Consider the following 22,895-nt stretch of genomic DNA (forward strand, 5'->3'; position numbering starts at 1 on the left):
GGCGGCGCCGGGCGCCCGCCGGGAGGGCCGAGCCCCGCCGGGCTCAATCCTCCCGGTCGGCGTAGCGGTCCCGCATCCGCCGGTACAGCGCGAAGGTCCCGAGGTAGGCCAGCGCGGCGAGCACCACCGTGGGCAGCCACTCCTGGGCGTCCAGCGAGGTCAGCAGCACCCCGGCCGAGGTCAGCACCAGGGCCAGCACGAGCAGGCTCGCGACGATCGTCTTCACGGGCGTCCTTCCGGGCGGGTGCGGGGGTCCTCCCAGCCTAGCGAGGCCGCCGACCGGCCCGCCGCGCGCGAGTGACCACGTCCGCCCCGACCGACCACGGGATGTCGTGGTCGGTCGGGGCGGACGTGGTCACTCGGCGATCGGGGTGCGGCGGGGCGCCGTCAGTGGGTCGGGAAGCCCAGGTTGATCTGGGACTCCGAGGGCTCCGGCCAGCGGGTGGTGACCAGCTTGCGGCGGGTGTAGAAGTTGAACGACTCCGGCCCGTACATGTGGGTGTCGCCGAACAGGGACTTCTTCCAGCCGCCGAAGGAGAACGCGCCGATCGGCACCGGGATCGGGACGTTGATCCCCACCATGCCCACCTCGATGTCGAACTGGTACTCCCGGGCGGTCTTGCCGTCGCGGGTGAACACGGCGGTGCCGTTGGCGAACTGGTTGGAGTTGATCAGCCGCACGGCCTCGTCGTAGCTGCCGACCCGCACGACCGACAGGACCGGGCCGAAGATCTCCTCGTCGTAGACCTTCATCCCCGGCTTCACGTGGTCGATGAGCGACACGCCCGTGAAGAAGCCGTCGCCCTCGAACTCCTGCTTCGTCCCGTCGACCACGACGGTCGCGCCCTCGGCCTCCGCCCCCGTCACGTAGCCGTTGACCCGCTCCAGGGCCTGCGGCGTGATGAGCGGGCCCATCTCCGAGGCGGGGTCGGTGCCCGGGCCGATGGTCAGCTTCCCGACCCGCTCGGTGATCCGCTCGATCAGCGGGTCCGCCGTGTCCCCCACCGCCACGACCACCGAGATGGCCATGCAGCGCTCCCCGGCGGAGCCGTAGGCGGCCGAGACCGCCGCGTCGGCCGCGCCGTCGAGGTCGGCGTCCGGCATGACCACCATGTGGTTCTTCGCCCCGCCCAGCGCCTGGACGCGCTTGCCGTGGGCGGCCGCGGTCTCGTAGATGTACTGGGCGATCGGGGTGGAGCCCACGAAGGACACGGCCTTCACGAGCGGGTTGGTCAGCAGCTCGTCCACCGCCACCTTGTCCCCGTGCACCACGTTGAGCACGCCCGGGGGCAGGCCGGCCTCGGCGAAGGCCTCGGCGATCCACACGGAGGCGGAGGGGTCCCGCTCCGAGGGCTTCAGGACCACGGTGTTCCCGGCGGCGATCGCGGTGGTGATCATCCACAGCGGCACCATGGCCGGGAAGTTGAACGGGGTGATGCACGCGACCACGCCCACCGGCTGGCGGATCTGGTGCACGTCCACGCCGGTGGCGGCCTGCTCGAGGTGCTCGCCCTTCAGGTGGTGCATCAGCCCGGTGCAGAACTGCACGTTCTCCAGTCCGCGGGCGATCTCCCCGGCCGCGTCCGAGAGGACCTTGCCGTGCTCGGCGGTGACGATCTCGGCCAGCTCCGGGGTGCGCTCCCGGATGATGTTCTCGACCTTGAACATGATCGCGGTCCGCTTGGCCAGGCTGGTCGCCCGCCAGCCGCGCAGCGCGGCCTCGGCGGCCTCCACGGCGGTGGCGACCTCCTCGGCGGAGGCCAGCAGCACCTGCTTGGCCACCTGCCCGGTCGCGGGGTTGTAGACGGGTGCGGACCGCTCGGAGCCGCCGTGGCGCCTCCCGTCGACGAAGTGCTCGATGACCTCCCCGGCGCCCCGGGGGTCCTGGGCGCCCTGCTCGGCGTCCTGCTGCGCGCGCGTCTCGGCGCTCTGCTTGGTGTCCTGCATGGTGTCCTCCTGTGGTGTGGTCGCCGCTCAGGCCTTCTCCGGGTCCCAGCCCGGGATCTTCCCGTCCGGGGCGGCGTACTTGGTGATGAGGGAGCAGTCCTTGTCCCCGTAGCCCTCCTCGATGAGCTGCTGCAGCCGCTCAGCCACGAGCTCCGCGGCGGGCAGCCGCACGCCGGTCTGCTCGCCCGCCATCAGGGCCAGGCCGGCGTCCTTGGCCGCGAGGGTCGCGCTGAAGGTCGCCTCGAAGTTGTTGTTGGCCGCGGCGGAGTCCACGATGCCGGGCACCGGGTACCAGGTCTGCAGGGCCCAGGAGTTGCCGGAGGACACCGAGGCGATGTCCCAGAACACCTTCGGGTCCAGGCCCAGGCGGTCGGCGAGCACGGAACCCTCGGCGCAGGCCTCGAGGCAGATGAACAGCATCATGTTGTTGACGATCTTGGCCGACTGGCCGGTGCCGGCCTCGCCCGTGGCCACGATCTTGCGCGCCATCGGCTCGATGCAGGCGGAGGCGGCCGCGACGTCGTCGGCCTCCCCGCCGACCATGAACGTCAGGGTGCCGGCGGCGGCGCCGCTGATCCCGCCGGAGACCGGCGCGTCCACGAAGCGGAAGCCGGCCTCCCGGGCGGCCCGGTGCAGCTCCAGCGCGGTCTCCACGTCGATCGTGGAGCTGTCCACGAGCAGCGCGCTCTTCGGCGCGAGCGCGATGACGCCGGTGTCCCCGAGGTAGACCGCCCGGGCGTGCTCGCCCTTGGGCAGCATCGTGAACACGACCTCCGCCCCCTGGAGGGCCTCCTCCATGCTGTCGAACGTCTGCACGCCCTGGTCCCGGGCGGCGGCCATGGCGTCGGCGCTGACGTCGTGGCCGCGGACCTCGTGGCCGGCCCGGACGAGGTTGGCGGACATCGGATTGCCCATGTGGCCGAGGCCGATCCAGGTGATGGTGGTCATCGTGTGTTCCCTTCAGCAAGGTCGTGAACTGCGAGGTCGTGAGCTGCGAGGTCGTGAGCTGCAAGGCTGTGACGTGCGGGGCGCCCCGCAGCGGGGGTCGTGCACAGCGCGCCCAGCGGCGGACCGGGGAACCGGTCCGCCGCTGGGCGCGGGCGGGGCAGGACGGCGGAAATCAGGAGGTCCGGTCCCGGGCGGCCTTCTCCTCGGAGAGCCGGCGCCGGTCCTCGGCGTCGACGTCCTGGAGGGAGATGCCCTTGGTCTCGCGCAGCGTCGCCACCGCGATCAGGGTGACGAGGCAGGCCGCGGCGATGTAGACGGCGATCGGCACCCACGAGTTGAACTCGCGCAGCAGGGCGGTCGCGATGATCGGGGCCAGCGAGCCGGCCACGATCGAGGTCACCTGGTAGCCCAGGGAGACGCCCGAGTAGCGCATCCGGGTGGGGAACATCTCGGCCATGATGGCCGGCTGCCCGGCGTACATGAGCGCGTGGATCATCAGGCCCAGGGTGATGGCCGCGAGGATGATGAAGCTGTTGTCGGTGTCGAACATCGGGAACGCGACGAAGGCCCAGACGGCACCCAGCGCGGCGCCGGCGGCGTACATCGGGCGCCGGCCCACCCGGTCGGTGGCCCGGCCGACGAGCGGCACGCAGATCGCGTGGATCACGTGGGCGATCAGCAGCAGCAGCAGGATCCGGCTGGTGTCCACGTCCCGCTGGGTGGACAGGTAGGTGATCGAGAAGGTCACCACCACGTAGTAGAGGATGTTCTCCGCGAAGCGCAGGCCCATGGCGCCGAAGACGCCGCGGGGGTAGCGGCGGAAGACCTCGCCCACGCCGTAGGCCGCGGACTTCTCCTCGCGGACCTCCTGCTGGGCCTCCTTGAAGATCGCGGCGTCGGTGACGTGGGTGCGGATGTAGTAGCCGATGGCCACGATGACGATCGAGAGCCAGAAGCCCACGCGCCAGCCCCAGGAGAGGAAGGCTTCCTCGGAGAGCGTGAACGAGAGGGTGAGCAGCACGATCGTGGCCAGCAGGTTGCCCAGCGGCACGGCGGCCTGCGGCCAGCTGGACCAGAAGCCGCGCTCCTTGTTGGGGGAGTGCTCGGCCACGAGCAGCACGGCGCCGCCCCACTCGCCGCCCACCGCGAAGCCCTGCACGAAGCGCAGCACCACGAGCATGGCGGGGGCCCAGTAGCCGACCTGCTCGAAGCCGGGCAGGCAGCCCATCAGGAACGTGGCGGCGCCGACCATGACGATCGAGATCTGCAGCAGGTGCTTGCGGCCGTACTTGTCGCCGAAGTGGCCGAAGACGATGCCGCCCAGCGGACGGGCGATGAAGCCCACCGCGTAGATCAGGAACGCCTTGAGGATGCCGTCCAGCGGGTTGCCGGTGTCCACGAAGAACAGCTGGCCGAAGACCAGCGTGGAGGCGGTGGCGAAGAGGAAGAACTCGTACCACTCCACGACCGTGCCGGCCATCGAGGCCGCCACGACCTTCTTCAGCCCGCCCCGGTTCTCCGGCGAGTCGTTCGGGTCCGCCGAGGCGGCGACCCTGTCCTCAGTGCTCATGGGATTCTCCTGCTGCTGGATGAACGGTGACTGTGGTCACATTGTTTGCCTACAGTGTGCGGATATGTGTTGCGCTTCACAATGACCATGCGCTCGCGGTGCCTGTGCAAAAATGCACATGACGCCCGAATGTGCGCAGTCGCCCGTGCTGCGCTCCGCCCCGGAGGAGAAGCCCCTTGTCACACGGCGCTGACGACCTCCTGCTCCTGCTCGCCGTGGTCCGCCACGGGTCCTACGCGGGGGCCGCGGCGGATCTCGGGCTCAGTCACACCACCGTGTCGCGGCGGATGGCCGGGCTCGAGAAGGCCGTGGGCGCCCGGCTGCTCGTGCGCTCCGGGGACATGTGGGAGCCCAGCGAGCTGGGCCGGAAGTTCGTGGCCGCCGGCGAGGAGATCGAGCACGCCGTGGACGCCCTGCCCCTGGGGCCCGGCGGGCGCGGCAACTCGATCAGCGGCGTGGTGCGGGCACTGGCCCCGGACGGCTTCGGCGGCGTGGTCATGGGCGCGGCCATGCGGCGGGTCGTCCAGGAGCACCCCGGGGTGCGGCTGGAGATGATCAACGCCGCCCGGCGGGCGCAGACGAACCCGGTGGGCATCGACCTGGAGGTGGTCGTGGGGCGCCCGGAGGTCTCGCGCAAGGAGGCCTTCCACCTGGCCGACTACTCCCTGGGCGTCTACGCCTCGCAGGACTACCTCGCCGCCCACCCGCCGCTGCGCACGCCCGAGCAGGTGCAGGAGCACCCGCTGATCTACTTCGTGGACTCCATGCAGGACGTCGCGGAGCTCGACATCCCGCGCCGGCGGTTCCCGCGGATGCGCCAGGGCGTGGGCGCGACCTCCTCGGTGGTGCACGTGGAGCTCACCCGGGCCGGCGCCGGGATCGGGCTGCTGCCCTGCTACCTCGCCGAGCGCGTCCCGGAGCTGGTGCGGCTCTTCCCGGAGGAGCTGTGGTTCCCGGTGGAGTACTGGGTGGTCTCCCGGGCGGACCTGCTGCGCCGCCCGGCCGTGCAGGCCGTGATGACCGCCGTCCGCGCGGCGGTGGCGGAGATGCGCGAGGAGCTGGTCGCCGCCCCGGGCCCCCGGGCCTGACCGCCCCGGGGGCGGGGCCACCCGGGGCGGGCTACCGGGAGCGGAGGATGTCGTAGACCGAGGAGTCGTCGTGCCGGCCGTGGCCCTCGCGGCGGCCGCGCACGTAGAGCTGCTCGGCCGCCGAGGCCAGCGGCACCGGCTGCTCGACCGCCCGGGCGGCGTCGGTGACCAGGCCCATGTCCTTGACGAAGATGTCCAGGGCGGAGCGGACCTCCGCCTGATCGCCCTGCAGCATCCGCGGACCGCGGTCCTCGAACATGAAGGACGTGGCGGCCCCGGTGGAGAGCACCTCCAGGCACTGCGCCGGGTCCAGGCCCATGGAGTCGGCCAGCGCCAGCGCCTCGCCCGCCACGGCGATGTGCACGCCGCACAGCAGCTGGTTGACCACCTTGAAGCGCTGCCCGTCGCCCACCCGGGGCCCGACCACGGGCGCGTTGGCGGCCATCGCGTCCAGCAGCGGCCGGACCGCGGCCACGTCCTCCTCGGCGCCGCCGACCATCACGAGCAGGTCCCCGGTGGCGGCCCGCGCCGTTCCGCCGGACACCGGCGCGTCCACGACCCGCCGCACCCCGCGGGCCTCGAGGCCCTGCGCGCAGGACTCCACGGCCTGGGGCCCGACGGTCGCCATCACGAGCAGTACCGTCTCCGGGGCGAGGGACCCGGCGATGCCCCGCTCGCCGAACAGGACGTCGTGCAGCTGGGCGCCGGTGGCGACCATGACGACGACGACGTCCGCGCCGGCCGCCGCCTCGCGGGGATCCGGCAGCAGCGCCACGGCGTCGCCCACGTGCTCCTGGGCGCGGGGCGAGACGTCGAAGCCGCGGACGGGGAAGCCGGCGCGGGCCAGGGTGAGGGCCATGGGGGCGCCCATGGCGCCGAGGCCGAGGAAGCCGACGGACAGGGGTGTGCTCATGACGGGTTCTCCTGGGATGCAGAGGTGCGGGGATGTGCGGTGGTGCGGGCGCGCTCGGCGGCCCGGTCGAGGACGTCCACGACGTCGGCGAGGGCGGACTCCCCGCCCACGTTGCCGGGGAAGACCACGTAGGGCCCGCCCTGGGTGGTGGCGGGGGCGTCGGTGGGCTGGAACAGGGAGATCTGGCCGGGGAAGAACTGGCCGGTCACGCTCGCCCGGCGGATGCCCAGGCCCCGGTGGGCGACCTCGTGGGAGGTGATCCCGCCCTTGGCCACGACCCACGCCGGGCGGGACCGGGCCACGACGTGCACGACCTCCACGAGGGCGTCCGAGACGGAGCGGGCGATGGCCAGCGACTCGTCGGGGTCCTCCGTGCGCACGAGCTCGCGGCTCGTCCACACCACCGCGTCGCGGCTCGCCAACGCCTCGACGATGCGCGCGGCGGCGTCGGCCACGTGGCCGGGGCGGGCGTCGTCGTCGAGCAGGGTGGGCACGTCCAGCTCCACCTCGAAGAGGTCCCGCCGGGCGCGCAGCTCGGCCAGCTGGCGGTTGGTCAGCCCCACGTGGGAGCCCACGGCCACCAGCCCGTGGGGCAGCCGCCCGCGCCCCACCGTGATGTGCTCGGGCCCGAGCACCCGCGAGTCCGTGAGCCCGGCCAGCGGGCGCACGAAGGACGGCCCGCAGCGGGTGACGAACGTGCGGCCCTCGGCCTCGAGCACGGCCAGGGCCTGCGCCACCGTGTCCAAGTCGGCGTAGTCGGTGGCGTTGACCACCACCCAGGCCCGGTCCATCGCCCGGCGCAGGATGTCCGCGACCGCGGCCGTGCCGCCGGCGCGGATGTCCTCCAGGCCGACGGACAGAATCGCGTCCCGCTCCAGCGCCCCGCCGGAGCGCTCCACGAGGAAGTCCTTGAGGTCGGAGGAGGAGTAGCCGAAGGTCGCGTCGGCGGCGAAGTCGGTCTCGCCCACGGGCATCGGCTTCCCCTGCAGGACGGCGTAGTGGACGTCGTCCTCGGTGTAGCGGCCGGCCTCGATCATGGCCGGGGCGAAGAGGAAGCCGTCGACCGCCACGCCCTGCTCGGCGAGCACGTCGGCCAGGGCGGTGGGCTCGGCGATGACGTGCCCGCGCAGCGTCGAGTCGCTGCGGGAGACCAGGTGGGGCAGCGGCAGCCGCTCGGCGGCGAGCTCCTGCAGCACCGCCGAGACGAGCGCGGTGTTGATCGCCACGGCCTCGGCCTCCGGGCGGGCGCGGCTGTTGGTGAGCACGAAGCAGGTGCGCCCGGGGTGCCGGACGACGTCGAGGACGGGAGCGGGGTCGAGCTCGAGGACGACGTCGACGTCGTGGACGCACTGGGACCCGGTGGGGTCGTCGTCGAGCACGAGCAGGGTGCGCGGGGTGGTCATGCGGAGAGCTCCTTGCGGCGGGGCGTCGGGGCGGTCAGGAGAGGACGAGCCACAGGACGGACACCACCAGGAACCCGACCAAGGACGTGGCCGTGCACAGCACGGAGTAGGTCCGCAGGGCGGTCCCGACCGGCACCCGGAAGTAGCGGCTCCAGACCCAGAACAGGGAGTCGTTGACGTGGCTCAGGGCCATGGAGCCCACGCCGATGGACAGCGCGAGCATGGCCATCTGGACGGGGGAGAGGCTCTGCGCCGCGGCCAGGGGCGCGATCAGCGGCGCCGTGGTGAGGATCGCGACGGTCGCCGAGCCCTGCGCCGCCCGGATGAGGGCCGCCATGATGTAGGCCAGCACGATGACGGGCAGCCCGGTCCCGCCGAGGACCTCCGCCACGGCCTCGGAGACGCCCGTCTCCCGCAGCACGTAGCCGAACATGCCGCCGGCGCCGGTGATGAGGATGACGGCGGCCACCGGCGGGAGCGCGGAGTTGATGACGTGCTCGGTCTCCTCACGGCCCCAGCCGCGGCGGTAGCCCAGCAGGACCGAGGCGGTGATCACGCCGATGAGCAGGGCCATCGGGGACGCGCCGACCATGGAGAGCACGGTGCGGATCCCGTTGTCCTCGGGCAGCACCAGCGCGCTGGTGGTCTGCAGCATGATCAGCACGAGCGGCAGGGCGATCATCGCCAGCACCAGGCCGGTGCTGGGCGCCTTGGTCTGCACCACGCCGGTGCGGCCGGTGCCGCCGACGCTCTGCAGGACGTCGTCCTGCGAGATCTCCACGTGGGCGGTCCGGGCCAGCCGCATGGCCAGCCAGTGGCCGAACAGCCACATCGGGATCGCCGGGATGAAGGACAGCAGCAGCACGAGGCCGATGTCGGCGCCCAGCAGCTCGGAGCCGCCCACGATGCCCGGGTGCGGCGGAACGATGACGTGCACGGTCAGCATGGCGATCACGATGGGCAGGGCGTAGGCGAGCATGTTGCCGCCGAGCCGGCGGGCCACGCCGAAGACGATCGGGATGAGCACGATCAGCCCGACGTCCACGAACACCGGGATGCCGAAGATGAAGCCGGTGGCGCCCAGGGCGAAGGGCGCGCGCTTCTCCCCGAACTTGTCGAGCAGCCAGCGGGCCAGGACGTCGGCGCCGCCGGAGACCTCGATGATGCGGCCGAGCATGGCGCCGAGGGTGACGATGAGGGCGACGCTGCCCAGGGTGTTGCCCATGCCGGTGGTCAGCGTGGGGACGACCTCGGGGAGCGGGATCCCGGCGGCCAGGGCGAGCGCGGCGGCGGCGATCATGAGGGCCAGGAAGGGATGCACCCTGCCCTTGATGATCAGTCCCAGGATGACCACGACGGCGGCCAGTCCCAGCAGGACGAGTGTGGTGGTGGTCATGAGATCCTCGTTGAGCTCCGGGCCCGCAGGCCGACCTGTAAGATGTCAGACATCTTATGTGAGGTACGACACGTGGTCAACGCTCGGCCTCCCCCGGGGAAAAGACCAGACATCTGACATGACTCGGTTGCTAGGCTTTTCCCCCAGAGGCGGGAGCGTGCACAGGCGCCGCTGTCAGCCGTCCACCGCACCCAGAGGAGCACCATGGCCCGCCCGTCCCTGGTCGACCAGGTCGCCGACGCCCTCCTGGACCGGATCGTCGCGGGAGACTTCCCGCCCGGGTCGGTGGTGCCCGGCGAGATCGACCTCAGCGCGGAGCACCAGGTCAGCCGCATGACGGTGCGGGAGGCGATCAAGACCCTGGGCGCCCAGCGCATCCTGCGCGTGGAGCGCGGGCGCGGCACGTTCGTGAACCCCGTGTCCCGGTGGGCGTCCCTGGACGCCGTGATCCGGGCGGTCTCGGAGGGGCAGGACGACGCGGCGGCGGCCGTGCAGCTGATCGAGCTGCGCCGCTTCCTGGAGACCGGCGCCTGCGAGCTGGCCGCCGGGCGGCTCTCCGCCGAGGAGCTGGACGGTCTGGCCCGGGACGCCGACGCCATGGAGGACGCCCACCGGGCCCAGGACGTGGCGGCCTTCGTGACCGCCGACCTGCGCTTCCACGAGCGGATCCTGCAGGCCTCGGGCAACGTGTTCATCGCCGTGCTGTTCGAGCCCCTGCACCGGGTGCTCACGCAGCGGCGGGCCCAGACCTCCCGCGTGCCGGAGATCCAGGCCCACGCCATCGCCGAGCACCGCAAGATCGTCTCCGCCCTGGCCTCCGCCGACCCCGCCCGGGCCCGGCAGGCCATGGACGAGCACATGCAGCAGACGCTCGCCGACCTGAAGACCTACGTGCTCGGGGACGCCTCCCCGGCCGACCGCTGACCGCATATCCCGAAGGACTGTGCCCATGCGCGCCCACCTGCTCGACGTCGTCACCTCCGCTCTCGCCGCCCACACCGCCGTGCCGGCGCTGAGCACCTACGACTTCACCACCGCCCAGGCCGTGGTGGCGGCCAGCGAGCGCGCGGGCCGCCCCGTGATCCTCCTGGTCCCGCCCAAGGCTGCCGCCGGGACCGCCGGACGCCGCCTCATCACCGCGCTGCGCGGACTCGCCGACGACGCCGCCACCTCCGTGTGCGTGCAGCTCGACCACGCCGTGGACCTGGACCTGATCGAGCACGCGGTGGCGGCCGGCGTCGACGCCGTCCTGGCCGACGGCTCCGCCCTGCCCGCCGCCGAGAACGCCGCGTTCGTCGCGCGGGCCCGGGAGCTCGTGGGCCCCGGCGTGGTGGTCGAGGCGGAGCTCGGCAGCCTGCCCGGGGACGAGGACACGGCCGGGACCTCCGCGGCCGGCGGCATGACCGACCCCGGCGAGGTCCCCGGGTTCCTGGACGGGTCCGGCGCGGACCTGCTGGCCGTGGCCGTGGGCAACGTGCACGGTCACTACCGGGGCACCCCGCGGCTGCACTGGAGCCGTCTGGAGCAGATCTGCGAGGCCGCCGAACGGACCCCGCTCGTGCTGCACGGCGCCTCCGGGATCCCCGAGACCATGCTGGTCCGCGCGCCGCTGGCGGGCATCGGCAAGATCAACATCAACACCGAGCTGCGCTCGGCCGTCTTCGCCGCCCTGGCGGACCGGGTCGAGCAGCGCCGGTGCCGGGGCCTGAACCTGTGGGCGCTGCTGGAGGACTGGACCGAGGCGGTGGGCGAGTTCACCACGCTGGCCCACCGGCTGACCACCGCCGAGGCCCGCTCCCGGAATTCCTGAGCCCCGGTTCGTCGTTGCCGCATACCGTGCTCCCGGGCGCCCGGCCCGCCGGCCGCCCGGGAGCACCCGCAGGAAGCACCACCACCGCACCACGAGCAGAGGAGTTCTTCCATGGAATACACCCGACTCGGCAGCTCCGGCCTGTACGTCTCCCGGCTGGCCCTGGGCACCATCCCCTTCGGCTCCGGCGGAGGGTTCGAGAAGATCGCGGGGCTGGGCCCGGACGAGGCCCGCCGGCAGATCGACGAGGCCCTGGACCGCGGCGTGAACTTCATCGACACCGCCAACCTGTACTCCGGCGGGGACGCCGAGCGGGTGCTGGGTGAGGTCCTGGGCAGCAAACGGGACGACGTCGTCCTCACCTCCAAGGCCCGCACCCCCACCGGGGACGGCCCCAACGACGGCGGCGCGAGCCGGATCCACGTGACCCGGGCCGTCGAGGACAGCCTGACGCGGCTGAGGACCGACCACCTCGACCTGCTCTACCTGCACCAGTGGGACGGGCAGACCCCGATCACCGAGACCATCTCCACCGCGAACGAGCTGATCCGGGCCGGGAAGATCCGCTACTGGGGCGTGTCCAACTACAACGGCTGGCAGCTGGCCAAGACGGTCTACGAGGCGCGGCTGGCCGGGCTGGAGGGCCCGGTGGCCCACCAGGCCTACTACACCCCGGAGGCCCGGGAGATCGAGTACGAGATCGTCCCGGTCGCCCGCGACCTCGGGCTCGCGACCTTCGGCTGGAGCCCGCTGGGGGAGGGCCTGCTCAACGGCAAGGTCCGCCGCGGCACCGAAACCCCGTCCGACACCCGCCAGGGCACCGGCTGGCCGGAGCCCCACGTGGTGGACCGGGGCCGCGCCTACGACCTCATCGAGCTCTTCGACGAGATCGCCCGGGAGCTGGGCTGGACGATCCCCCAGGTGGTGATCTCCTGGATCCTGGGCCGCCCGGGCATCGACGGGACCGTGATCGCCGCCCGGCGGTTCGAGCACCTGCAGGAGGACCTCGACGCCGCCGAGCTGACGCTGCCGCAGGAGGTCCGGGACCGGATCACGGCCGCGTCCCAGCTGCCCGCCTACTACCCGCTGTGGCACCGGCTGCTCAACGGCCAGGACCGCCCCGAGCCCGCGGAGGCGGAGTTCTACGCCGAGCAGCGCGGCCACGTCCTCGGCGAGGACCCGGCCCAGGAGTAGGCGCACGCGGAGGACCCCCGGGCGGTCGGTGCCGCCGGCGGGGTTCCGCGTACGCTGGCCGGAGCGCTGCGAGGTCCCCCTGGCCTCGACCGACCCGAAGGATGAGAGCGATGACCGATCCGGCCACCCGGCTGCTCTACCTGGACTGCGACACCGGCATCGACGACGCCGTCGCCCTGGCATACCTGCTGGCCACCCCCTCGGTCGACCTGCGGGGCATCGGCACCGTCAGCGGCAACACCGACGCCCTGACCGCCGCCCGCAGCACCGTGGACCTGCTGGCCCTGCTGGACCGGACCGACATCCCGGTCGCGGTCGGCGCCCGGGATGCTCTCCGCGACCGGTTCGGCGGGGGCGCCCCGGCGGTGCACGGCGCCAACGGCACCGGGGACGTGGAGCTGCCGCGGGCGGCCGCCGAGCCGGTGGCCGAGGCGGCGGACGCGATGCTGATCCGGCTGGCCCACGAGCACCCGGGCGAGCTGCACGTGCTGGCCACCGGCCCGCTGACCAACCTCGCCCGCGCCCTCCGGCAGGACCCGGCCCTGCCCGGGCTGGTCGCCGGCGTCACCGTCATGGGCGGCGCCGCCCTGGTCCCCGGCAACCGCACGCCGGTCGCCGAGGCCAACATCTCGCACGACCCCGAGGCGGCCGCCGAGGTGCTCGCCGCCGCGTGGGAGGTGACCCTGGTGCCGCTGGACGTCACCATGGACCACCGCCTGGCCGAGGACCAGCGGCAGCAGCTCGCCGCGATCGACCACCCGGCGCTGCCCGCGCTCGCCGCGATGCTCGAGCGCTACGCCGACTTCTACACCGGGGTCTTCGGCCGCCCGCTCTCCGCCCTGCACGACCCCCTGGCCGCGGCGCTGGCGGCCGGCACCGTGGAACCGTCCCTCGCGCCGCGGGTGACGGTCCAGGTCGACACGACCGACGGGCCCGGGCGCGGCCAGACGATCTGCGACCTGCGGGGGCGGTTCGCCGGCTACCCCGCGCCCGCCGGAGCCCGGTGCCGCGTGGTGCTCGAGCTGGCCGAGGACTTCGCGCCGCACCTCCTGGACACGCTCCGCCGGCTCGGCCCGGCCGCGTCCGCCGAGCCCTCCCGGGCCGCGCTCACCGTGGTGGGCAGCATCAACCTCGACCTCACGGCGGTGTGCGAGCGGCTGCCCGCGCCCGGGGAGACCGTCGCCGGCGCGGCCCTGCAGCGGCAGCCGGGCGGCAAGGGCGCCAACCAGGCCGTGGCCGCCGCACGGCTGGCCGGCCGCGCCCGGATGGTCGGCGCCGTCGGCGACGACCCGGACGGCGGCGTCCTCCTCCGCCACCTGGCGGCCGCCGCCGTCGACACCACCGGCGTCCGCCGCGTGCCGGCACCGACCGGCACCGCCCTCATCACCGTGGACCGCCACGGGGAGAACCAGATCACCGTCTGCGCCGGGGCCAACGCCGAGGTGTCCCTCGAGGACGTGGTCTTCGCCCCGGAGGACGTCGTGCTCTGCCAGCTGGAGATCGAACTCGACACCGTGTGCGAGACCGCCCGGCGGACGCCGGGCTTCTTCGCCCTCAACGCCGCCCCGGCCCGGCCCCTCCCGGCCGAGCTCGTGGACCGATGCGATCTGGTGATCGTGAACGAGACCGAGTACGCCCGCCTCCCCGAGCTGGCCGGAGCCAAGCTCGTCGCGGTGACCTACGGCGCCCGCGGCTCGGCCCTCTACGCGCACGGGCGGCAGATCGCCTCCGCCCCCGCCCAGGAGGCCGCCGTGGTCAGCACGGTCGGCGCCGGCGACGCCTTCTGCGCCGCGATGGTGCTGGCCCTCGCCGCCGGGATCGACCACGGGACGGCCCTGCGCGCCGCCAACGCGGTGGGCGCCCACGCCGTCGGCGACGCCTCCTCGCAGCCGGAGTTCTCCCCGCTGGCGCACTACCTGCCGTCCCCGGCCGACGGCGGCACTCCCTCCGTCGGTTCCTCCTGACCGTCCGCGACACCGGCCCGACCCCCGGCCTCGGGGCCCGGGGTCGGTGCCGAGAACTACGCTGGGAACATGACCTCGCAGCCTCCGCGGCGACCGGCACCCTGGCAGCCCGATGCCCCTCCTGCGCCCGCGCCCTCGGGCGTCCGGCCTCCCGGTCCTGCGGGGTGGCCCGCGGCCCCGTACCCGGGGCACTCCGGCGGCGCGGTCCCGCCGTCCGGCGTGCCGACGCCGCCGCCGGTCACCTACGCGGAGTTCTACCGCACACCCCGCAACCGCTGGTGGAAGGGCCTCACCAGCATCCTGGTGCTCTGCGCGGCGGTCTTGCTGTTCTCGGTCGTGCTGACCTTCGGCGCCATGGGGATCGACCTGGTCCTGGGCTCCACCACGATGGACGACCTCGCGAGCGGGCAGATCACCATGACGCCGGTGCTGCTGCTGGCCAGCAATCTCACGCTGGTGCTCTCGGCCGTCGTCGCCCTGCTCCTCCACCGGTACCTGCACCGGCAGCCGATCGGGACCCTGCACTCTGTGCTGGGCCGCTTCCGCTGGGGCTGGTGCGGGCGAGCCGCCCTGGTGGTCGTCCCGCTGTTCGTGGTCTACGTGGGGCTCGTGGCGCTCGTCGAGGCCCCGGGGGCGCTCTCCCTGGACGCGACCGCGTGGGCCTTCCTCGCGGTCGTCCTGCTGACCACGCCCCTGCAGGCGGCGTCCGAGGAGTACATCTTCCGCGGCGTGATCCAGCGGTCGGCCGGCTCGTGGGTCTCCGGCACGGTCCCGTCCCTGGTGCTCGGCACCGGTGTGAGCGCGGTGCTGTTCTCGGTGGCGCACTTCGCCACCGACGTGTGGCTGATCGTCTACTACCTGGTCTTCGGGATCGCGATGTCGCTGCTCACCCAGGCCACGGGCGGGCTCGAGGCGGCCTCGCTGGTGCACGCGGCCAACAACGTCATGCTCTTCCTCGTGGCCACCGCCGCGGGCCGGATGAGCGAGGGGCTCGACCGCTCGGCCGGCGCCGGCGGCCCGTTCATGCTGGTGCCGATGCTGGTCATCTCGGCCATCGCCGCGGTCCTGATCGTCCTCGCCCACCGGCGCGGACTGGTCCACCGGGCCGCCCCGCCGGCGACCGCCTGAGGCCGCGGCCGCCTGACCACGTTGCGGCCGGCGCCGCGAAGCCGGGCACCGCCCTACAGCCTGCCGCTGTTGATCCGCCGGAGGCGCCGGCCCAGGAAGAGTCCGTCCAGCAGGGACCAGAGGCCGAGTCCGCCGAGCGTGACGGTCATGGCAAGGCCCTTCTTCCAGTCCCCGATGTAGTAGCGGTGCGCACCCAGCCACCCGAAGAACGTCCACAGCAACCAGGCATCGGTCGGGTTCCTCGGGGCCCGCCGGCGACGGGACGTCCGGTACCCCGCAGGGGGCGCACCGATGATCGGGGCGTCATGGATCACCTGGGGTCCTCGTTCCGGTGGTCGGTGGGCAGCTCCTGGTCCGGGCACGCCGACAGGACCTCGGCCATGACCGCCTTCTCCGAGGCGGTCACCCGCAGCTCGTACTTCGCCTTCACGGCGATCTGGGTGGCCACGTACTCGCAGTGGAACGACCGCTCCGGCGGCAGCCACTCGTCGGCCGAAGCGTCGGACTTGGCCCCGTTGAGGGAGCCGTCCACGGCCAGCAGGTTCAGCGGGTCGTTGTAGAACTCCACCCGCTCAGCCGGGGAGAGGGCCTCCGCCCCGGAGGCCCAGGCGTTCCCCGCGGCGACCACGTGATCGATCTGCACGTCCGAGGACGTGGCGACCCCACGGGTGAAGGGAATCGAGGCGCCGGTGTAGGGATCGGTCAATCGTCCGGACGTCACCCGGCACCCGTCGTCGGACGCCACGTCGTCGAGGTCACGGGCGAGGATCTCGTTGCGCGTGTCCACGCAGTCACCGTCGGCGTCGGTCCAGTCGCCGAACCGGGCCTGGCGGTCGTAGCCGGACATGGAGCCACGACGGGCGGCGACCTCCAGGCTCGCCAAGGCGTCCAGGGCCGCCGACGACGGGGCATCGTCCGCCGTGGCCGTGGCCGTGGCCGTGGCCGTGGCCGTGGCCGTGGCCGTGGATGCCGGTGCTGACGGGGCGCCGCCCACCGCCGACGCCGCGGGCATCGACCCGGCGACCAGATCGGGCGGTGCCAGCGTGACGACGAAGGCGAGCACGGTGCCCACCATGGCCAGGTGGGCGGGCACGGCCAGGAGCCACTTGCCGAGCCTGACGTCGCGCCGGGAGGTGAAGGCGGTGCTCCCCGGATCGGACGGCGAGTAAGGGGCGGGGGTCATCGACCGACGTCCTCGGCCGCGGCGTCCCAGGCGGCGTGCGCGTCACGGGTCCTGGTGGGCCGGTAGGTGTTCCGCAGCTGGTCGAACGCGGCATTGCGCTGCTTGGCCAGAAAGGCCGCAGCGCCTTCTGTGGCGGCGTCCTCCCGAACTCGCTCCCGGGCAGCCGTGATGGTCTCCATGATCCGCTCCGCCGCCGCGGTGCCACCCTCGAGATAGGCGTCGCGGACCTCACGATCCTCGTGGAACAGGTACTGCTCGCTCGTCTGACCCCGGGCGGCGTCGAACGGGTTGTCGGCCAGGTCGGAGACCCTGGCAGCCATCCAGTCCAGGCGGGCATCGACCTTCTGCCGCCAGGCAGGGGTGACCGCCAGCGGCCGGATGGCCCACACCTCCGCACCGTGCGCGCGGAACTTCTCGACGTTCCAGTCGGCCCGCGGCGTCACGGCCAGCGTCCGGGGAAGAGTGGAGAGCTCGCTGATCGCCTTCTGCGTGTTCCCGGGGCGGAGTTGCCACTGCAGCCACGCCGTGCGCATGTCCTCCGCGCCGGCGCGCCGGGCCGCCGCCACGACTCTGTGCTCGGGCCGCCGCGACGGAGGGCGCTCGGTCCCGTGGAGCATCTTCTGCGCGGAGGTGGTTACCGCCCTGCCCAGCACGAAGACCAGCCGCAGGGCCAGCACGAGGAGGCCCAGGGCGGCAAAGAACATGCCCACGGGCGGAACGAGCTGCAGCAGCACCGGCAGGAGCTCGGGCAGCGAGTCAGTGGTGGTCATGGCGGATCCCCCGAAGTCATGCAGTTGCTTAAGCAATGACTCTAGCTGCACTCCTCGACAGGCCGTCTCGGGCGCCGTCACAGAACGGACATATCCGACAGCCGGACTGTCGCTCTCCGTTCGCCGAATACTCCGGCCCGCAGCATCCGAATCGGGCGCTGTGGGGGTGGTCGAGTGGCGCACCGGCCGGGAGATGCCTGGGAATTCTGGGGCGCCGCACGGTGACCCGGACGGCCGGTCGTTAGGCTCGGATCCGTGACCGGACTCCGTGGAGCGGCCCTGCTCGAAGTGCTCAGCGCCGCCGCCACCAACACCGGTGTGGCGCTGGTGGTGGCGGCCCTGCTCATCCGGTGCCTCTACCTCGGCTGGCACCGGACCGAGGCCCTGCACGTGCTCACGGACGGGAAGTCCTGCCTGCGGTGGCACACCACCCGCTACGAGATCCACGAGGAGCCGTGGCCGGACCCGCCGGCGCCCGTCCCCGCCCCGGGGGCCGAGGTGACGGTCTACTACCGCGTCCGCGATCCGCACCGGTGGGCGCTCACGGCCCCCTACCGCATGACGCGGTGGCTGTTCTGGACCGGCGCCGTCCTCACGGTGATCGGCCTGCTCCTGCCCCTGCTGCTCGGCTGAGCGGTCAGCGCACGGCCCTGCTGCGGGCGGCCCGGTTGCGCCCGGCCAGGCTCTCGGCCACGCCGATCAGCAGCACCGCGGCGATCACGGCCACGATGAAGCCCAGGACGTTGAGCTCGAAGATGTCGCCGGTGCCCAGGGCGCTGGCGATGACGCCGCCGATCACCGAGCCGGCCAGGCCCAGCAGCAGCGTGGCGATCAGGCCGAGGTGCTGCTTGCCGGGCTTGACGAGACGGGCGAGGGCGCCGATGACGAGTCCGGCAACGATGAAGCCGATCATGGGGGGTCTTCCTTCTCAGGTCGGGGGTCCCGGCGGCGACGGGGGTTCTCCTGCAGTGCCGCACCCCGATACTACGCATACTGCCGATTCCTCCGCACGGGCCGGGACGGGCGGTCCCGCGGCGGAACCGTCCGGCGCACGTCCTCGATAACTCCCGGACCGGGCGGTACGGTGAACGGCGTCACAGCCCAGCACCGAGACCGGAGGTCGTCGTGAAGATTCGTGGAGCCGTCCTGGAGACCATGGAGGCCTCGGCCCCGTACGCCGAGTCGCAGCCGCTGCGCGTCGAGGAGCTCGAGCTCGGCGAGCCCGGGCCCACCGAGCTGCTCGTGCGGATCACCGCCGCCGGCGTGTGCCACTCCGACCTCTCCGTGGTCAACGGCAACCGGCCGCGGCCCCTGCCGATGCTGCTGGGGCACGAGGCGGCCGGCGTCGTCGAGCACGTGGGTGCCGAGGTCACGGACCTCACGGAAGGCCAGCCCGTGGTGATGGCGTTCCTGCCGCGCTGCGGCGAGTGCGCCGCCTGCAGGACGGAGGGGCTGCTGCCGTGCACGGTCGGGTCGAAGGCCAACGCCTCCGGCACCCTGATCGAGGGCTCCCAGCATCTCACCTCTGAAACCCGCGGCACCGTCTACCACCACCTGGGGGTCTCGGGGTTCGCCACCCACGCCGTGGTGGACCGCCGCTCCGTGGTGCCCGTGGGCGAGGACGTCCCGGCCCCCATCGCGGCCGTCATGGGCTGCGCGGTGCTCACCGGGGGAGGGGCCGTGCTCAACGCGGCGCAGGCCACTCCCGACGACGCCGTGGCCGTGGTCGGCCTCGGCGGCGTGGGACTCGCCGCGGTGCTGGTCGCCAAGGCCGTGGGCTGCCGCCGGGTGATCGCCGTGGACGCGCTGGCCGAGAAGCTGGAGCTGGCGACGGAGTTCGGTGCCGATGAGGCGCTCACCCCGGACGAGCTCGTGGCGCTGGAGGACAAGCCGCGCGTGGTGATCGAGGCTGCCGGGCACCCCCGGGCGTTCGAGACCGCGTTCAACGCCACCGCCGTGGGCGGGGTGACCGTCACCGTGGGCCTGCCGGCGCCCGGCGCGATGTCCCAGATCGAGCCGCTGAAGATCACCGCCGAGGCCCGCCAGATCATCGGCAGCTACCTCGGCTCCGCCGTGCCGGCGGTGGACATCCCCAAGTACGAGCAGATGTGGCGCGACGGCGCGCTGCCGCTGGAAAAGCTGATCACCTCCCACATCCGGCTCGAGCAGATCAACGAGGCGATGGACGAGCTGGACGCAGGGCGGGCGGTGCGGCAGGTGATCGAGTTCTGAACCTCGCCGTCCGCGCCTCTAACTGAGCGGCGCTACCGTGCTCGCGGCCGAGAACACGGGGGACGGCATTGGGCGGCGCAGTTTCCAGATAATCGACATGGGTTTGGACCCTTCGTGGGACACGTAGTCGACGGGACCCAAGAAAACGTATGGCGAGGTGCCGGCCTCCTGCGTTGGGGAATCGCGGACAAACAGCATGATGTGACTGTCTTGCGCGGTGTGGTGCTGATACCGCTGTCCCGCTGCGCACTCCGGAGTGGTCTGGTTCTGCGACTCCCAGTGGAAGAGCGTCTCAGAGATCGCATAGTCCTTGTACATGGTGTTGGGCGAGAAGTCCTTCTCCGACTTGTGGAGCGTGACGAGAAGCGCCTCGCAGCGTGATGACGGAATCCAGGACACTCCTTCGCGCACTGTGCCGGGAGTGCGCTGCCCCTCTTCCCCCATGCCCAGACCGGCCAGAAGTTCTTCTCGGGTGTAGTGCGCATGGGTCTGCAGGGGGATGTCGGCATACCCATTGCCCAGCGGTCGCGGCAGGTTGCGGGCATTGTCGGCGGTGACGTCGATGAGCTGCGCCAGCTCGTTCCGCAGGATGGCGTGCGATCGAAGCAAACGGAGGCCGCTTTCCAGGTTGTCCGGCCCGCCGCTCTTCGAGCCTTGCGGCCAGAAAGAGTAGTAGAGCATGCGTGCCATTCGCTGCTTCCTGAGCGGCAGAGACGATACCGGCGGTGCATCCGGTTGAAGTAGGACCTCATAGGACCGGAGGCGGGCAGGATCGTCCACGTTGAGAAACGCCTTGGCGCGCTGCAGCAGAGTAAGGACTTCAACCTCCTGATCTGCGGGCGGCCACAGAACATCGGGGACCAATCCACCGGCACGACGGAGGGTGTTCCAGGTTGTCGGTCGACCGTCGAACTTGCTCCGGCGGTAGATGTCCGATGCCTCGGAAAGAGAGTCCGCCAAATACTGGCGCAGGGTGTACGACTCAGGCACAGGCTGCTGCGCCGCCAGGTCCTTGATCTCGTCGACCACCTGCCTCGTGGTCAGGCGTAGCTGCCGCTTGACGTTGTTGAGCACCACGGACTGGGCGACCGTATCGAAGACGATCTGCGTGCCAGAGGGGAGGAAGGAAAAGCCATCCTCCAAGTCCTTGGCCAGACGCGTCCGGCTCGACCCCGTCACGGCACGGTACTTCATATCGAATCGGAACTCTCGGTGCTGAAACCCAATGAAGTCCAGAACGGTCAGTACCGGCTTGTCAGGAGCCAGTCGCAGACCGCGCCCCAGTTGTTGCAGGAACAACGTGGAAGATTGCGTCGGTCGCAGCAGGAGAATGGTATCGACTTGCGGAATATCGAGACCCTCATTAAACAGATCGACGGCAAAGACGGCGCGCAATTCCCCACGCTGCAGCGCTTTGAGCACAGTCCGTCGCTCGTTACTGGAACTCTCCCCCGATAATGCCGCGGACGGCAGCCCGGACGTCGTGAACTTCCGTGCCATGTACTCCGCATGTTTGACGGAAACGCAGAAGCCGATGGCTTTCATGTGGTGCGGATCGAGCACCTTGTCGTTGAGAGCCTGCAGCACCTTGGCAGTGCGTGCGTCATTGCCTGTGTAGACGGCATCCAGTTCTTTGTCCTCGTATCGGCCCCTCCGGAACTGAAGAGATGAAAGGTCGACACCATCGGAGACGCCGAAGTAGTGGAACGGTGTCAGCAGTTGCTGATCGAGGGCATCCCACAGGCGCAGTTCGCTGGCAATGCGGTCCTCGAAAAACCGCTCCGCGACGTTGACGCCGTCGCCGCGCTCTGGCGTGGCGGTGAGGCCGAGGAGTTCCTGGGGACGGAAATGCTCAATGATCTTTCGGTAGGTCGGAGCATCGGCATGGTGGAACTCGTCGATGACCACCACGTCAAAGGCATCGGGGGCGAAGCGGCCCAGGTTCTTGGTGTTGAGGGATTGAATCGACGCAAAGACGTGCCTCCCTCGGACTGGCTGATGGCCGTCGACCATGAGTTCGCCGAAGGCGCCGTCACGCAACACCGTGGCGTAAGTCTGACGTGCCTGCTCGAGAATCTCTCGGCGATGGGCCACAAAAAGCAGCGAAAGCTCGTTGAGGGTGTCGGCCTGCAACCGGCGATAGTCCAAAGCCGCGACGATGGTTTTTCCCGTGCCTGTCGCGGCGACCACGAGATTCCGATGGCGGTCGTGAATGACACGCTCGGCCTCCAACTCCTGGAGCATTTGCGCTTGGTAGGGGTAGGGCTGGACATCCAGGTGCGCGATGGACACGTCCGAGGACACCCGCCCGCTGCCTGCGGCGAGGGCCCTCGCCAGGCGTTCGCCGTCATCGTCCGGGTTGTAGGGCTCAAAACTCTCTGACGCCCAGTAGCTCTCGAAGGTCGCCTCAAACTTCTGGAGAAGCGCCGGCGTCGCGACGGAGGAGAGGCGCACGTTCCACTCCAGCCCGTCCAGCATGGCGGCGTGCGACAGATTTGAACTGCCGACATAGGCCGTGCTGAAGCCGGTCCTGCGGTGGAACATCCACGCCTTGGCGTGCAGGCGCGTATTGCGGGTTTCGTAGCTGACTCGAACTTCCGCGCCGTACTTGCGCGCCAATGCGTTGATGGCCTTGGCGTCGCTGGCCCCCATGTAGACCGTGGTGAGCACCCGGAAAGGCACGCCGCGGTCCTTCAGATTCTGCAGCTCCTTGTCCATGACATGGAGCCCAGACCACTTCACGAAGGCGATCAGGAGATCGACCCGGTCCGCACTTTCCAACTCCTTCGCAATCTCCCGGCCGACTTGTGGCTCGTGTGGAGTATTGGTGAGCAGAGCCGCGTCTGACAGGGGCGTTGCCGGCCTCCGCAAAGGCGTGCTGGCCTCCTGGGTGACGGCCATCAATTGGCGAGGACCCGGCGCAATGTAGAACGCTTCATCTGCCCCTCGGTCAAGAAGTTCCAGAATGCGATTTGCCTCGTCGACGCGATGCCGTGCTGGAACCGACTGCAAGTGCCTATGAATGCGATGCGCCAGGTAGCGGCTCAAGACGTGGGGGCTGTCCGCATCATCGACATCGTCGAGCGCTACCCTTCCGGGCGCCAACGTCGCTATTTGCTGAGTAAGCCGCTCATCCTCGAGATGCTCGTACAAACCGGGGAAGAGTCGCTCGTTGTCAGTGGAGGGCATTGGACGCATAGGCGCAGCCTAGATGCAATACATGGTCTGACCCCGTCGAGGACAGGGCTTCGAGTGTCGCGGCTGCGGTGCCCGAAAGGAATCTGGGAACTGCTCCAGTCCTGGTTTTCGGGATCGAGCGATATGCGTTGAGCGCTCACCCCGTAGTCAG

The 22,895-nt window shown here is 71.3% G+C and carries 20 protein-coding genes and 1 pseudogene; 9 read left to right on the forward strand and 12 right to left on the reverse strand.

Translation table 11 applies throughout. The annotated features are described in order from the left end of the window. Positions 1 to 43: 43 nt before the first annotated feature. From GMA12_RS07915 to GMA12_RS07930, 4 genes are all read right to left on the reverse strand, one after another. Positions 44 to 226, reverse strand: coding sequence for a hypothetical protein (locus tag GMA12_RS07915; RefSeq protein ID WP_156268811.1), 183 nt, complete (start codon positions 224 to 226; stop codon positions 44 to 46). A 161-nt stretch (positions 227 to 387) separates the two neighbouring features. Then, the gene (locus tag GMA12_RS07920; RefSeq protein WP_156268813.1) at positions 388 to 1,947 is read right to left on the reverse strand and encodes a CoA-acylating methylmalonate-semialdehyde dehydrogenase; all 1,560 of its coding nucleotides are present in this window, start codon (positions 1,945 to 1,947) and stop codon (positions 388 to 390) included. Between the two features lie 27 nt (positions 1,948 to 1,974). Then, the gene (gene mmsB, locus GMA12_RS07925) at positions 1,975 to 2,895 is read right to left on the reverse strand and encodes a 3-hydroxyisobutyrate dehydrogenase (RefSeq protein ID WP_156268815.1); all 921 of its coding nucleotides are present in this window, start codon (positions 2,893 to 2,895) and stop codon (positions 1,975 to 1,977) included. Between the two features lie 172 nt (positions 2,896 to 3,067). Then, a complete protein-coding gene (locus GMA12_RS07930) occupies positions 3,068 to 4,465 on the reverse strand; it encodes an MFS transporter (protein ID WP_156268817.1) in 1,398 nt (465 codons plus the stop codon). Positions 4,466 to 4,641: 176 nt separating this feature from the next. Between GMA12_RS07930 and GMA12_RS07935 the strand changes: the two genes are divergently transcribed. After that, on the forward strand, positions 4,642 to 5,553 hold the full coding sequence (locus GMA12_RS07935; RefSeq protein WP_156268819.1) for a LysR family transcriptional regulator: 912 nt from the start codon (positions 4,642 to 4,644) through the stop codon (positions 5,551 to 5,553). Positions 5,554 to 5,584: 31 nt separating this feature from the next. Here the strand turns inward: GMA12_RS07935 and GMA12_RS07940 are convergent, their stop codons facing one another. Genes GMA12_RS07940 through GMA12_RS07950 form a run of 3 tightly spaced genes read right to left on the reverse strand, consistent with a single transcriptional unit; the run spans position 5,585 to position 9,265 of the window. Then, positions 5,585 to 6,466, reverse strand: a complete 882-nt coding sequence (locus GMA12_RS07940) for an NAD(P)-dependent oxidoreductase (protein ID WP_156268821.1) — start codon at positions 6,464 to 6,466, stop codon at positions 5,585 to 5,587. After that, the gene (locus GMA12_RS07945; protein ID WP_156268823.1) at positions 6,463 to 7,869 is read right to left on the reverse strand and encodes a four-carbon acid sugar kinase family protein; all 1,407 of its coding nucleotides are present in this window, start codon (positions 7,867 to 7,869) and stop codon (positions 6,463 to 6,465) included. The genes GMA12_RS07940 and GMA12_RS07945 overlap by 4 nt, the downstream gene beginning before the upstream one ends. A gap of 34 nt (positions 7,870 to 7,903) precedes the next feature. Further along, positions 7,904 to 9,265, reverse strand: coding sequence for a GntT/GntP/DsdX family permease (locus tag GMA12_RS07950; protein ID WP_156268825.1), 1,362 nt, complete (start codon positions 9,263 to 9,265; stop codon positions 7,904 to 7,906). Positions 9,266 to 9,469: 204 nt separating this feature from the next. Here GMA12_RS07950 and GMA12_RS07955 point away from each other — a divergent pair, with 204 nt between their 5' ends. The 6 genes and pseudogenes from GMA12_RS07955 to GMA12_RS07975 all read left to right on the forward strand — a co-directional run bounded on the left by GMA12_RS07955 (position 9,470) and on the right by GMA12_RS07975 (position 15,361). After that, positions 9,470 to 10,189, forward strand: coding sequence for a FadR/GntR family transcriptional regulator (locus GMA12_RS07955; RefSeq protein ID WP_156268827.1), 720 nt, complete (start codon positions 9,470 to 9,472; stop codon positions 10,187 to 10,189). 25 nt (positions 10,190 to 10,214) lie between these two features. Beyond that, the gene (locus GMA12_RS07960; RefSeq protein ID WP_156268829.1) at positions 10,215 to 11,075 is read left to right on the forward strand and encodes a class II fructose-bisphosphate aldolase; all 861 of its coding nucleotides are present in this window, start codon (positions 10,215 to 10,217) and stop codon (positions 11,073 to 11,075) included. A gap of 111 nt (positions 11,076 to 11,186) precedes the next feature. Then, positions 11,187 to 12,269: an aldo/keto reductase gene (locus tag GMA12_RS07965; protein WP_156268831.1), complete on the forward strand. Its 1,083-nt coding sequence runs from the start codon at positions 11,187 to 11,189 to the stop codon at positions 12,267 to 12,269. 110 nt (positions 12,270 to 12,379) lie between these two features. Next, a pseudogene (locus tag GMA12_RS07970) lies at positions 12,380 to 13,279 on the forward strand (nucleoside hydrolase); the annotation flags it as partial. 39 nt (positions 13,280 to 13,318) lie between these two features. Beyond that, positions 13,319 to 14,233 (forward strand): ribokinase, encoded by a 915-nt coding sequence (locus GMA12_RS18540; RefSeq protein ID WP_206064659.1) that lies wholly within the window; start codon positions 13,319 to 13,321, stop codon positions 14,231 to 14,233. Between the two features lie 219 nt (positions 14,234 to 14,452). Beyond that, the gene (locus GMA12_RS07975) at positions 14,453 to 15,361 is read left to right on the forward strand and encodes a CPBP family intramembrane glutamic endopeptidase (protein WP_370830769.1); all 909 of its coding nucleotides are present in this window, start codon (positions 14,453 to 14,455) and stop codon (positions 15,359 to 15,361) included. Positions 15,362 to 15,414: 53 nt separating this feature from the next. Here the strand turns inward: GMA12_RS07975 and GMA12_RS18870 are convergent, their stop codons facing one another. Genes GMA12_RS18870 through GMA12_RS07990 form a run of 3 tightly spaced genes read right to left on the reverse strand, consistent with a single transcriptional unit; the run spans position 15,415 to position 17,314 of the window. After that, on the reverse strand, positions 15,415 to 15,675 hold the full coding sequence (locus GMA12_RS18870) for a TM2 domain-containing protein (protein WP_162459624.1): 261 nt from the start codon (positions 15,673 to 15,675) through the stop codon (positions 15,415 to 15,417). After that, complete coding sequence (locus GMA12_RS18875; protein ID WP_156268835.1) at positions 15,672 to 16,544, reverse strand: HNH endonuclease family protein; 873 nt, start codon at positions 16,542 to 16,544, stop codon at positions 15,672 to 15,674. Before GMA12_RS18875 ends, GMA12_RS18870 begins: the two co-directional genes overlap by 4 nt. Continuing rightward, positions 16,541 to 17,314: a hypothetical protein gene (locus GMA12_RS07990; protein ID WP_156268837.1), complete on the reverse strand. Its 774-nt coding sequence runs from the start codon at positions 17,312 to 17,314 to the stop codon at positions 16,541 to 16,543. Before GMA12_RS07990 ends, GMA12_RS18875 begins: the two co-directional genes overlap by 4 nt. 255 nt (positions 17,315 to 17,569) lie before the next feature. On the opposite strand from GMA12_RS07990, the gene GMA12_RS07995 reads away from it, so the two are divergent. Beyond that, positions 17,570 to 17,947, forward strand: coding sequence for a hypothetical protein (locus GMA12_RS07995; RefSeq protein WP_156268839.1), 378 nt, complete (start codon positions 17,570 to 17,572; stop codon positions 17,945 to 17,947). A gap of 4 nt (positions 17,948 to 17,951) precedes the next feature. Here GMA12_RS07995 and GMA12_RS08000 read toward each other — a convergent pair whose 3' ends face one another. Next, positions 17,952 to 18,227, reverse strand: a complete 276-nt coding sequence (locus GMA12_RS08000; protein WP_156268841.1) for a GlsB/YeaQ/YmgE family stress response membrane protein — start codon at positions 18,225 to 18,227, stop codon at positions 17,952 to 17,954. Positions 18,228 to 18,439: 212 nt separating this feature from the next. Here GMA12_RS08000 and GMA12_RS08005 point away from each other — a divergent pair, with 212 nt between their 5' ends. Beyond that, positions 18,440 to 19,546: a zinc-binding dehydrogenase gene (locus GMA12_RS08005; protein WP_370830774.1), complete on the forward strand. Its 1,107-nt coding sequence runs from the start codon at positions 18,440 to 18,442 to the stop codon at positions 19,544 to 19,546. 18 nt (positions 19,547 to 19,564) lie between these two features. On the opposite strand, the gene GMA12_RS08010 is transcribed toward GMA12_RS08005, so the two are convergent. Beyond that, complete coding sequence (locus GMA12_RS08010; RefSeq protein WP_156268843.1) at positions 19,565 to 22,735, reverse strand: DEAD/DEAH box helicase; 3,171 nt, start codon at positions 22,733 to 22,735, stop codon at positions 19,565 to 19,567. Positions 22,736 to 22,895 lie beyond the last annotated feature (160 nt).

The sequence above is a fragment of the Kocuria sediminis genome (genome assembly GCF_009735315.1).
In the GTDB taxonomy this organism is placed as follows: Bacteria; Actinomycetota; Actinomycetes; order Actinomycetales; family Micrococcaceae; genus Kocuria; species Kocuria turfanensis.